Source organism: Chryseobacterium viscerum, assembly GCF_002899945.2.
GTDB lineage: Bacteria > Bacteroidota > Bacteroidia > Flavobacteriales > Weeksellaceae > Chryseobacterium > Chryseobacterium viscerum.
Genome location: NZ_PPEG02000003.1, coordinates 219,792 through 232,481, shown reverse-complemented (window position 1 = coordinate 232,481; position 12,690 = coordinate 219,792). Strand labels below are relative to the sequence as shown.

Below are 12,690 nucleotides of genomic sequence, written 5' to 3'. Positions count from 1 at the left end.
GCGGTTTATATTATTATTAATCTTGGTTCTGATATTTTTCAGGATTGTTAAGCTTACTGTTTGATTTTCCATAAAGGAAGTATACCAAACCTCCTAAGAACAACCATACAGCAGAAAGTTCCAATGCATGAGCACTTAAGTTAAAAATCAAATAAATATTGATAAATACTCCCAGTGCTACTACTACTTTATAAGCAGGAACTTTGAAAGGTCTGATCAAGTTAGGTTCTTTTTTTCTCATCACCCAAACTGCGATACAAACCAGTGTAAATGCAAACAGGGTTCCAAAACTTGTCATATCTGCCAATGTAGAAATCGGTGTAAATGCAGCGATCAAAGCCACTACAATTCCTAACAAAATAATTCCTTTGTAAGGTGTTTTTGTTTTTGGGTGAAGCTGACCAAAGAATTTAGGAATCAATCCGTCTTTTGCCATTCCGATGAAGATTCTTGACTGTCCCATCATCATTACCATTACTACAGAAATTAATCCTACAGTAGCAGCGATGGTTACCACGTTACTCGCCCAGTGCTTGCCTGCAATTTCGAAAGCATACGCTACAGGAGCTTTTATCGCATCAGGATATTTTCCTTCCGGGTTAAAGTCTGTATAATGCATCATCCCTGTCAATACAAGAGAAACACAGATATATAAAGCTGTACACACCAATAATGAAGCAATAATAGCAAAAGGAACATCTTTTTTAGGATTAATAGCCTCTCCTGCCTGTGTAGAAACAGCATCAAAACCGATATAGGCAAAGAAAATAGCTGCAGCTCCGGAAATAATCCCTTTAACACCGTAGGCAGAGACCAGATCTCCTTCAGAGTTTCTAATCTTTACCGGATCCGGAATAAAAGGTTTCCAGTTTTTAACACCATCTACAGCGTTATAAAGATCAGTATTAGAGAAAATAATATATATTCCTGCAATAATTACAAAGATAACAGCTGAAGTTTTCATCAAAACGATCAGGTTGTTAGCTCCCGCAGCTTCTTTAGTTCCTTTTACCAATAATGCGGTAATCAAAAGAACAAGAATGAATGCAGGCAGGTTCATAGAAAAACCATCTCCTGTGTAACTTGAAGGATCTGACGTCAGATAAGCAGGTAAATGAATATTAAAAATTTTCAAAAACTTGTTGAAATATCCTGACCAGCTCACGGAAACGGCCATACTCGCCATGGCATACTCGAGGATGAGGCACCACCCCATGGCCCAGGCAAAAATTTCCCCTACTGTTCCGTATGCATATGCATAAGCTGAACCTTCTACAGGAATAATGGATGCAAACTCTGCATAGCATAATGCAGCAAAAACGCAGGCAATCCCTGCTATGATAAAGGAAATTGCAAGTGCTGGTCCTGCATGATAATAGGCTCCCGTTCCCGTAAGAACAAAGATTCCACCACCGATGATAGCACCCACTCCAATTGCTGTTAAACTCCATTTTCCAAGGACTTTCTTCAGCTCACTTTTCTTCATATCTGCCTCATAGGCACTTAGTGGCTTTTTAACCCAAATTTTCGACATGTTTTTTTATTTATTAAGGATTTACGAAAATATAAAAAATTTAGAGACTCTCACGTTAATCGTTAAAAATTCATCATTTATTTTACATTAAAAACTTTAAAAACCTGACCAGCACCTCATTCAAAGTATTTTAATAAGTCTTAAATTTTCTTTATTTTTGATAACATGAATGTATATGATCTTTTCGTAAAGCCCTATGAAAACTACGATGCTTTACAGATTATGCTGGAAGCTGCGGGGGCAATTTTCGGAACCTTGAGTGTGTATTTTTCGATTAAAAAAAATATCTGGGTATATCCTACCGGAATTATTTCTACGCTGATCTATGTTTATATTCTTTTCAATTTCGGGTTATTGGGAGACTGCCTGATCAATGTTTATTATTCTGTGATGAGTGTCTACGGATGGATTTTGTGGGCCAAAAATTCCGAAGACAATGTTCACGTGGAGGTTACCTGGGCCACTAAAAAGGAATGGATCTATGCCTCCCTCCTTTTTATCCTGAGTCTGGCACTGGTTACTCTTATTTATTACTACAAACCTTATATCGATAATCAGTTTTCTATGGAAGGAACCAGTTTAGGATTGTATCATCTGGACTGGGCCAATTGGATGGATGTTTTTACCACTTCAATATTTTTAGTAGGAATGTGGTTTATGGCCAAACAGCGCATTGAGAACTGGATTTTCTGGATTATCGGAGATCTTATTTGTATCCCTATGATGATTTTTAAGGGACTTGGGATCACTTCGGTTCAATATTTGGTATTTACTATAATGGCTATCTTAGGATACCTTAATTGGAAAAAAAGTTTTAAAGAAAAAAAAGTACAATAAAGTCATGAAAAATTTATTAAAAATAGCATTCAGTATTTTTGCTATTACCAGCTTAACATCTTGTTTAGCATATACCGATGGATACGGAAGCAATAATGGTGGTTATGGATACGGTGATCCCTATTATAACAACGGATATTACTATGCTCCTTCCGGATATTACGGAACTGGCGGGTATTACGGTAATGATGGCTATTATTACAGAAACAACGTTAATTACTACTATGATAATGGCATGCCCTATTATTATGACAATTATAATAACTCCAGAAGAAAAGTCTACGTAGAAAGAAGATCTACTGCTTCTTCAAGACCTCAAAATGGATTCCAGAATACACGTACGACCAATAACAATGGTTCATATAATAATAACGGAGGTTTCAACAATAATAGCAGCAGAACCAACAATGGCGGATTCAGAAACCAAAACAGCGGTTATCAGAACAACCAGGGAAATCAGAATAACCAAAACAACGGATTCAGAAACCAGAACAGTGGTGGATTTAGAAATCAAAGCAGCGGTACTCAGAATACTCAGGGAAGCCAAAATAACAGTGGATTCAGAAATTCTGAAAGCAGCACCAGATCAGAATCTTCCGGTGGCGGATTCAGAAACAGCTCAGGCAGCCAAAGCAGTGGCAGCAGTAGTTCAAGCAGACAACAGAGCGGCGGAGGCGGCTTTAGATAAAACGATTATAAATAAGGAAACGAACAGCTAACACTGTTCGTTTTTCATTTTAAATATATTAATTTTGCTTCTTCATTTAACAAGAAAATATGGAATTTTATAAATATCAGGGAACAGGGAATGATTTTGTAATGGTAGACAACCGTGATCTGCAATTTACTAAAGATAAGGAGAGTATTGAAAAATTATGTGACAGACGTTTCGGAATAGGAGCTGACGGTCTTATTCTATTGGAAAATGATCCTGGCTATGATTTCAAAATGGTATACTACAATTCTGATGGAGGAGAAAGTACCATGTGTGGAAACGGCGGGAGATGTCTTGTGGCATTTGCTTTTTTCCTGGACATTTTTGAAGATAAGTGCAAATTCATTGCTACTGACGGGGAACATGAAGCCGAAATCCATAATGGAATCATTAAATTGAAAATGATCAACGTAGATACTGTTTCACATGATGGAAATGACTTTGTTCTGAACACCGGATCTCCCCATTATGTAAAATACGTAGACAATCTGAAAGATCATCCTGTTTATGACGAAGGATATGGCATCAGAAATTCTGAAAATTATAAAGAAAAAGGAATCAATGTCAACTTTGTAGAAAAAATTTCTGATAATGAAATTTTCGTAAGAACCTATGAACGAGGCGTTGAGGACGAAACTTACAGTTGTGGAACAGGAGTTACAGCTTCTGCTTTAACTTTTCTACAAAAACATAATCTAACCTCTGTAAAAGTTAAAACTTTAGGTGGAAATCTTAAAGTATATGCTGAAAAAAGCGGTGATGCATTCCAGAATATTTGGCTGGAAGGTCCTGCAAAGCAAGTTTTTAGAGGTAAAACAGATCTTCTTTAAAAACAAAAAACTTTTAATCAACATTTAATAAGAATGAAAAAAGCTATTCTCATTATCATTCTGCTGGTTTTTGTAGCCGCAGGATTTTTTGGTTTGAGATTTTATAATAAATATTTAGGAAACAACGTAGAAAAGGACGGTTATGTTCTGATTCCTCATAGAGCAGGTTTTAAACAGATCCTCGACTCTATTGCTCCTTATATTAAAGACAGGGAATCTTTTGAAGCCGTGGCTAAAGAGAAGGGTCTTGATACCAATTTTAAAGCAGGGCGTTATCACATCGAAAGCGGAACGGGAAACAAAAACCTTGTGAATATGATCAAAGCGGGTAATCAAACAGCAAATTCTTACAGAATCGGAGATTTTGGAGATATGTACCAGATGATCGGCAAGGTGACCAAAAAAACAGAAATTGATTCATTACATTTTGTCAATGATCTGGATGCTGTGGCACAGGAGAAAGGCTATAAAAATGTTGAAGATTTAAAAAAATATTTTTTCATTGATACTTATAAATTCTTCTGGACAGTAAGTCCGAGAGAATTCTTCGCAAAGTTTGAGAATCAGTATAATGATTTCTGGACAAGTGAAAGAAAAAATAAGGAACAGCAATCCGGTCTTACAAGAGATCAGATCTACGCTCTGGCTTCTATTGTGTATAAGGAATCAGGAGGAAAGAAAGATGAAATGAAAACGATTGCAGGATTGTATTTAAACCGTTACAGAAAAGGCATGAAACTACAGTCTGATCCTACGGTGATCTATGCGATCAATAAGCAGACTAATTTTAAAGAATCTATTAAAAGAGTATTTTATAAGCATTTGTCTACACCATCACCTTATAACACTTATGCCAATGCAGGTATTCCTCCGGGACCGATTTGTGTAGTGGATAAGAATTCAATAGATGCTGTTTTAAATGCGGAAAACAACAATTATATATTTATGTGTGCTGATCCGGCAAGGTTTGGATACCATAAGTTTACAGCAAGCGCTGAAGAGCACGCTGTGAATGCAAAGGCTTACCAGAACTGGCTGAACTCAAAAAATATAAAATAAGCTTAGAAAGCACCTAAAAATTTATACAGCTAGAAAAACAATAAACAACCATAATGTTTTAAATATCAAATTGATATGGATATGTAAAACATTAAGGGTTATTCTTTCACGATTTTATACAAAAAAATAACCTATGAAGAATAAGACAGAAATTGTCAATATTTTCACCAAAAAAACTTTAGGACTCACCCTGGTACTTTCGGCGGCAGCACTGGCTTTTGCACAGGACAAGGCAGGCGTTTCAGGGACTATTGTCAACAAAAAAAACCAGCCGGTTCCTTATGCCTCAGTCACGTTTAGCAATAAAGTGACCAAGTCATTGAGCGATGCCGTATTGACAGATGAAAAGGGACAGTATAAGCTTCAGCTTATGCCAGGAGATTATGACATTACAGTAGAGGCTATTGATTACAAAAAAAGTGTAATCAGTAAAAACATTACAGCAGCAGGTAATATCGGAGCATTATCCATTGAACCTGAAGCAACCTCAACTGTTGATGGGAAAACAAAAGAAATTCAGGGTGTGGTTATCACCGCTTCTGCAACCAAAGCATATAAAGTAGAGCTCGATAAAAAAACTTACGATCCTTCACAGGACATCGTGAGCAAAGGAGGAAATCTTCAGGACGTTTTAACCAATGTTCCTTCAGTTTCTGTAGATACGGACGGAACGGTTTCTATGAGAGGGAATTCCAATGTGAAATTTTTGATCAATGGAAAGCCATCTTCCCTTCTTGGAATAGATGACGGAGCTAATGCACTGCAAAGTATCCCGGCTGATCAGATTGAAAGAATTGAAGTAATTACCAACCCTTCTTCAAAATTTGAAGCAAGCGGAACTGCCGGTATCCTGAATATCATTCTTAAAAAGGATAAGAAAATGGGCTTCAATGGTACTGTAACCGGAACTTTGGGCTATCTTCCAAGAACCAACCTTAACGCTAACCTTAACTGGAGAAAAGGCAACTGGACATGGTTCCTTAATGGTGGCGGCGGCTATCAGAAAAATGAAAGTACCATGAAGAATACGACCACCAGAAAGGATGATATTGGCAGCCTGGCTTCTGATGCATTCCCTTTTACACAGTATTCTCAACAAAATGGTAAAACGACAAGAGAAAGTGATACCTATAACGTTACGGCAGGCTTCACTCATGATTTCAGTGATAAAACGTCCATCAACTTTTCAGGAATGATCAGAAGTTTTGACACCGATCAAACAGGTCTTAATTCTTATAATGAAAGGCAGTATACTACTCCTACTTCTGGTGTAAGCAATGTTTTAAGAGAAAGAAACAGCTACGGAAACAATAAAAACCTGGCCACTCAGTTTGACTTTGGGCTTGACCAGAAAATTGGAGATAACGGACAGTTATTATCTGCATCTGCAAGTTACCAGACGAATAAAACAGACGGAACCAATAAAATTGTCCAGAGAACATTTATTCAAAATATTTTACAGCCTCTTGGCAACATTACTAATAATGTAAGCACAGATTCTAAAACTGATACATTCATCGGAAAAATAGATTATGAACTTCCAATAGGTGAAAAATCTAAATTAGAAGCTGGAGCACGTTATGATTATAATAGAAATACCTACAATTATTTTGTAGATCAAATTAATAATGGACAGCCTGCATATACAAGGTATGATTTTACAAGTAACACGGTATATTCTGAAAAGATTTTGGGACTTTATGCACAGTTTAAAAGTAAAATCGGAGAAAAATTTGCTTATCAGTTAGGATTAAGAAGTGAAACTTCAAAAATTGATGTCAACTTCCAGAATTTTGATCTCAACGGAAATCCGGCAAATACTCCGGAAGTCAATAAGAACTATACCAAGTTTTTCCCTTCTGTATTTTTAAGCTATGATCTGGCGAAGAACAATCAGATTTTGTTAAATTATTCAAGAAGAATCAACCGTCCGAGAGCTTTTTCTTTGATTCCTTTTATGTCTTTTGATGATGACAGAAACTATTTCAGAGGAAATCCTAACCTTAATCCAACGTACGAAAACTCTTTTGAACTTGGATATAATCTTTCGAATAAGAAAATCACCTTCAACCCGACTTTATATTTCAGAAAGTCTGAAGATGAGCAAAACAGGTATCAGTATATAGATCAGACAGGAGCCGTAAACACAATTCCTTTTAACGTAGGAACAGAAACCAATTACGGTTTGGATCTTAACGGAACTTATGACCCATTCAACTGGTGGAAAATCATGCTTTCTGCTGACCTTTACGGATATAAAAATACAGGGAGCTACAACTTATTCCCTGATAATCCAAAAACCTTCAATGATTTTTCTGGTTCAGGTTTCTCATACAGAATTCGTTTTAACAATACCTTCAAGCCTACCAAGAACTTAAGCTTTCAAATCCAGAGCTTCTACAGAGCTGCTGAGAAAACTGCTATGAACAACCGTAAAGCGATGTATGGTATAGATTTAGGGGTAAGCCAGACGATCTGGAAAGGAAACGGAATTATCGGATTCAATATCAGAGATATCTTTAATACAAGGAAGATGAAAAATTTCTCTGATAATGCACAGTTTACCAGGGAAATGGAGATGCAATGGCAGCCGAGACAATTTGCTTTGTCTTTCACTTACAAATTCAAACAGGGTGAAAAGGTTGATGCCAAACCAAAAGTTAAAAAAGACATTAACTCCAATACAAAAGGAGACGAAGAACAAGGCGGTGGCCCAATGTAATACAACAAAAATCCCGAAAATTACTTTTCGGGATTTTTTATTATTTTATTTTACAGTTTCTATTTTGTCGTCTTTTTCTTTTTCCGCCTCATAAATTCTTCTTCTTAAGTCGCTGGTGGAAAATCTGTGATCTCTTTTGTTGTAAAAGATTTCAATTCCTTTTTCTTCGCAGTACTGTTTCCCGGTAAAGTCTCTGTCCATGTAATCGTCTCCGATGATTCTTACATCAATTACAAAAGATTTCAGGATGTCCAACAGGTCTTCTTCCGTATAATAAGGAATGATTTCGTCTACAGCATTCACCGCTTTCAGTTGAATATATCGTTCAACGATAGTCTGGCTTGGCTTATTTTTGTTGGGACGATCGTGGGATGGGTCAATTTGAAGTCCTACGATTAAATAGTCACATACAGTTTTAGCTTCTTCAAGCATTTTGATGTGCCCAGCATGCAATAAGTCAAATGAGGAAAATGTAATACCTATTCTTTGTGTCTTCATATTAATGTTAAATTAAAGCTTCGCTGAAATCAATATTCTAAACAAAAAATTCAGAGAAGGTGTTTTTATAATTTGTTTTTATGATTGTTTTAAATTATTCTTTCATAGGACACAGAATATTTCTCAATATCCAAGTCTATGAATTTCTGGTGTTTAGATATTTTTGCCATTCCCAAACCGTTCTTAAGGATTCTTCCAAAGACGTTTCGGACTTCCAGTTCAGTTCTTTCTGAGCCTTCTCAGGATTGGCGTAAGCAACCGTAATGTCTCCTTCTCTTCTCTCACAGATTTGATAAGGTACTTCTACATGATTTGCTTTTTCAAATGCTTTTACCACCTCCAACACTGATGAACCTTTTCCAGTTCCCAAGTTGTAAGTATCAATCACAGCATCTGTTGTCGGGTCTTCCATCAACTTCTTCAATGCTGCAACATGCGCTTTGGCAAGGTCAACAACATAAATATAATCACGTACAGCTGTTCCGTCCTCTGTTGGATAATCGTCTCCCCAAATACTTAATTTCTCACGTATTCCTGCAGCAGTCTGCATTACATAAGGTACTAAATTATTAGGAACTCCGATTGGCAATTCACCAAGTTTTGCAGATGAGTGGGCTCCGATAGGATTAAAATATCTTAATACCGAAATTTTACGGTGATATGCTTTTGCAAAATCAATCAGGATTTCTTCTCCCATCTGTTTTGTTTTCCCATATACACTTTCAGGTTTTTTCAGCTGAGTATTTTCGTCTATAGGCATTACATCTGCCTGTCCATATACGGTACATGATGAACTGAAAATAAAGTTAGAAATTCCTCTTTCTTTAAACTCCTTAAGAATATTAATTAATGAGAATAAATTATTTTCATAATAATCCACAGGTTTGATCTGACTCTCTCCTACAGCTTTAGAAGCAGCAAAGTTGATACAGCCATCAATGTGATGGGCATCAAAAACCTGAGTAAGAAGTTCTTTTCTTCTCAAGTCAAAAGGATAAAAAATCGGCTTTTTACCTGTAATTTCCTCTATATTGTTTAAAATAAATCTCTCCGAATTGGATAAATCATCTACAATAACCACTTCAAAGCCGCTATTGATAAGTTCTACTACAGTATGAGAACCAATATATCCAAGTCCCCCTGTAACTAGTATTGCCATTCTATTTTTATTTTTTGTGTTTTCCTATATCATCTAATTCTAGAAATTGTACTCTTTTATTTTTAAAAATATTCGTCATCAATAAAAAAACCGACATAATAGAGAAAATAAAAAATAATATCAAGATATCACCTTTCTCAAACGAGTTTTGAATCATAAACTTTATATATTCAAAAATAAAAAATAATAAAACTAAAATATAGTTTAAATTTAAATATAGAATTGTTTTTTTGCTTTTAAATAAAAAAGTAATTAAACTTAAAAATGTACTTATAAATAGAGTCAGAGTAAGAAGAAAAATAAAATTCTCCATTGAAAATATTTCTCCTATACTGATTTCCAAAGATGATCTATAAGTACCAAAGCAAAAAAATAAAAATAAAAACAATTGGAATAGAAATACGACTACTCCAATTATTCTATATTTAAATATTGTATTTTTCATTATCCCATAAACTCAAGCACTGCATCCGTAATATACTTCAGCTGCTCTTCGTCCAGTTCGGTATGCATAGGTAAAGAAATTACCTGATCCAGAAGCTTGTCTGTATTCACAAAATCGGCATCATTACTTTCCTGATAGTATGCTTTCTGCTTTCTTAATGCTACCGGATAGTATATCATCGCAGGGATTTCTTTTTCTGTCAGGAACTTTTGAAGTTCGTTACGTTTTCCGTTCAAAATTCTTAAAGTATACTGGTGGAATACGTGAGTAGAATTTTCAGCTCTTTTTGGAGTCAGAATATTTGGGTTTCCTTCGAAAGCTTCATCATAAAAATCTGCAGCTCTTCTTCTTGCTTCGTTATAAGAATCAAGATGTGGAAGTTTCTTTCTTAAAACGGCCGCCTGAATGCTGTCTAAACGAGAGTTCACCCCTACTTCTTCATGGTAATACCTTTCGTACATACCGTGGTTTACAATACCTCTTAAACGGTGAGCCAGTTCGTCATTATTCGTGAAAATAGCACCTCCATCTCCGTAGCATCCCAGATTTTTTGAAGGGAAGAAAGAGGTTGTTCCTACCGTAGACATTGTTCCTGCCTGGTTTACAGTCCCATCAGAGAATGTGTATTCTGAACCAATTGCCTGAGCATTATCTTCGATAACGTATAAGTTGTGCTCTTCAGCAATTTTTAAAATCTCTTCCATATTGGCACACTGTCCGAAAATATGTACCGGGATAATTGCTTTTGTTCTTGGTGTAATTGCTTTTTTAATCTGTTCTGTAGAAATGGTGAATGTATCATAATCCACATCTACCAATACTGATTTTAATTTAAGCAGGTGAATTACTTCTACTGTTGCAGCAAAAGTAAAATCAGCTGTAATAATTTCGTCTCCTTCTTTCAGATCTAAAGCCATCAGCGCAATCTGTAAGGCATCTGTACCATTGGCACATGGAATCACATGTTTTACTTCTAAATAAGATTCCAATTCATTCTGGAAAGACTTTACTTCAGGACCGTTAATAAATGCTGCAGAATCCATTACATTCAAAACTGCATTGTCTACATCGTTCTTTATTTTATAATACTGACTTTGCAAGTCAACCATCTGAATTTTTTTCATATAATAAATATTTGTGTAAAAATAAGGAATTTAAAATCCTATCAAAAATTTTATTGATTTTGTTTTTATCTTTATACAAAATAATCTTATGAAAAAACTTTTACTCTTTTGTTTCCTAACTGGTTATCTCAACGTATCTGCACAGACGGAACTTGTTTTTGTTTATTTCACGGACAAGCCTAATAAAGCTGCGTTTTATGCTAATCCACTTTCGGAACTCAGTCAGAAATCACTCAACAGACGTACTGCATTGGGTATTTCGCTTAATGATCAGGATGCTCCTATTGAACAATCTTATCTTCAAAATCTTCAAAATTTAGGGTTTACGGTTACAGATTATTCCAAATGGCTCAACGGAGCAGCGGTAAATGCTACACTGGCACAAAAAACTTTACTTCAGTCCCAATCTTTTGTTTCATCTGTTGAAAGCTTTGCCAGAAACAGTTCTACTACCATAAAAACGGCACCGGTAAAATGGAAAGATGATGTTATCCTCAATAAAACGCTGACCAATTTTAACTATGGTTCAGGTGCGGGACAAATAGATCAGGTCAATATACGGCCTCTTCATCTGGCAGGCTATACCGGAACTGGAATTTCTATAGCAGTAATTGATGCAGGATTCCCCACAGTAAACACAGGAACTGCTTTTTCAAGGCTATGGACAGGCAATCATATAAAAGCCTCATATGATTTTGTAACCAAAACCGGAGATATTTATAATACAGCTCTCAGTCCGCACGGCTCTGTTGTTTTAGGGGCTATTGGCGGCTACCTGGAAAATATTTTTGTAGGAGCTGCCCCCGATGCTGATTTCTATCTTTACCGCAGTGAAAATGCTGCTGTAGAGATCCCGGAAGAAGAGTTATATTGGATTGAGGCAGCTGAAGAAGCAGACAGAAAAGGGGTGGAAATCATTACCTCATCACTTGGATATAATGTTTTTGATGATACCCGTTACAATTATACCTATGCAGATATGAATGGAAATACTTCCTTCATTGCCCGCGGAGCAGGAATTGCTGCTGAAAAAGGAATTTTTGTGCTTGCAGCTGCCGGAAATTCAGGGCAGCAGCCATGGCATTATCTTATGACGCCATCCGATAATGCTAAAGTATTTTCTATCGGATCTGTAGATTCTGCCGGAAATGCATCAGGATTTTCTTCTTACGGACCCAATTCTCTTGGAGTGGTAAAACCTGACGGAAGTGCTCAGGGTACCGGTACCACAACCGTTTATGATAATGCAACTCTCATTGTGAACGGAACTTCCATTGCTACACCCATTGCTGCCGGAGGTGTGGCGTGTCTTATCCAGGCATTTCCAACGATGAACAGGGAGCAAATAAGAACAAGATTAAGACAAACCGCTTCCCTGTATCCTGCTCATTCTGATCAGATAGGATATGGTATTCTTAATTTCGGAAGTTTGTACAACATCGTTCTGAATACTTCTGAACTTGTAAAAAAGGAAAAATTATCCATATTCCCAAATCCGGTTAAAAACATTCTCAATATTGCTTCAGAACAAGAGATCATATCTTTGGAAATCTATGATAACCTGGGAAGATTAATCAGAAAAAGTAATAACCAGAAATCGATAAAAGTAGAGGATTTTGCGAAAGGAACGTATTACCTGAAAATTCAGACAAAGGATAACGTTTTGTATGAAAAATTCTTAAAAGAATAATTTTTTTGTTTCTCGCAGATTCAGCAGATTCAATCCCATATAACATCTGCGCGATCTGCTTAATCTGCGAGAGATAT

10 protein-coding genes are annotated in these 12,690 nt (G+C 36.1%); 6 read left to right on the top strand and 4 right to left on the bottom strand.

Annotation, left to right across the window (positions count from 1 at the left end):
• Nucleotides 1-16: 16 nt before the first annotated feature.
• The gene (locus C1634_RS07615) at nucleotides 17-1,534 is read right to left on the bottom strand and encodes an amino acid permease (RefSeq protein ID WP_103233108.1); all 1,518 of its coding nucleotides are present in this window, start codon (nucleotides 1,532-1,534) and stop codon (nucleotides 17-19) included.
• Between the two features lie 165 nt (nucleotides 1,535-1,699).
• On the opposite strand from C1634_RS07615, the gene pnuC reads away from it, so the two are divergent.
• From pnuC to C1634_RS07590, 5 genes are all read left to right on the top strand, one after another.
• Entirely contained in the window at nucleotides 1,700-2,371 is a 672-nt protein-coding gene (pnuC, locus tag C1634_RS07610; protein WP_103233107.1) for a nicotinamide riboside transporter PnuC, read from the top strand.
• A 4-nt stretch (nucleotides 2,372-2,375) separates the two neighbouring features.
• Nucleotides 2,376-3,059, top strand: coding sequence for a hypothetical protein (locus C1634_RS07605; RefSeq protein WP_103233106.1), 684 nt, complete (start codon nucleotides 2,376-2,378; stop codon nucleotides 3,057-3,059).
• Nucleotides 3,060-3,148: 89 nt separating this feature from the next.
• Nucleotides 3,149-3,916, top strand: coding sequence for a diaminopimelate epimerase (gene dapF / locus C1634_RS07600; RefSeq protein ID WP_109738161.1), 768 nt, complete (start codon nucleotides 3,149-3,151; stop codon nucleotides 3,914-3,916).
• Between the two features lie 33 nt (nucleotides 3,917-3,949).
• A complete protein-coding gene (mltG, locus tag C1634_RS07595; RefSeq protein ID WP_103233104.1) occupies nucleotides 3,950-4,975 on the top strand; it encodes an endolytic transglycosylase MltG in 1,026 nt (341 codons plus the stop codon).
• Nucleotides 4,976-5,108: 133 nt separating this feature from the next.
• Nucleotides 5,109-7,697 carry a TonB-dependent receptor domain-containing protein gene (locus C1634_RS07590; RefSeq protein WP_109738160.1) on the top strand — a complete coding sequence of 863 codons (2,589 nt, stop codon included), beginning with the start codon at nucleotides 5,109-5,111 and terminating at the stop codon, nucleotides 7,695-7,697.
• Between the two features lie 45 nt (nucleotides 7,698-7,742).
• On the opposite strand, the gene C1634_RS07585 is transcribed toward C1634_RS07590, so the two are convergent.
• The 3 genes from C1634_RS07585 to C1634_RS07570 form a co-directional block, all read right to left on the bottom strand.
• Entirely contained in the window at nucleotides 7,743-8,195 is a 453-nt protein-coding gene (locus C1634_RS07585; RefSeq protein ID WP_103233102.1) for an adenylyltransferase/cytidyltransferase family protein, read from the bottom strand.
• A 136-nt stretch (nucleotides 8,196-8,331) separates the two neighbouring features.
• A complete protein-coding gene (gene galE, locus C1634_RS07580; RefSeq protein WP_103233101.1) occupies nucleotides 8,332-9,354 on the bottom strand; it encodes a UDP-glucose 4-epimerase GalE in 1,023 nt (340 codons plus the stop codon).
• Nucleotides 9,355-9,798: 444 nt separating this feature from the next.
• On the bottom strand, nucleotides 9,799-10,923 hold the full coding sequence (locus tag C1634_RS07570) for a DegT/DnrJ/EryC1/StrS family aminotransferase (RefSeq protein WP_109738158.1): 1,125 nt from the start codon (nucleotides 10,921-10,923) through the stop codon (nucleotides 9,799-9,801).
• 88 nt (nucleotides 10,924-11,011) lie between these two features.
• Here C1634_RS07570 and C1634_RS07565 point away from each other — a divergent pair, with 88 nt between their 5' ends.
• Entirely contained in the window at nucleotides 11,012-12,613 is a 1,602-nt protein-coding gene (locus C1634_RS07565) for a S8/S53 family peptidase (RefSeq protein WP_109738157.1), read from the top strand.
• The last annotated feature ends 77 nt before the right edge of the window (nucleotides 12,614-12,690 follow it).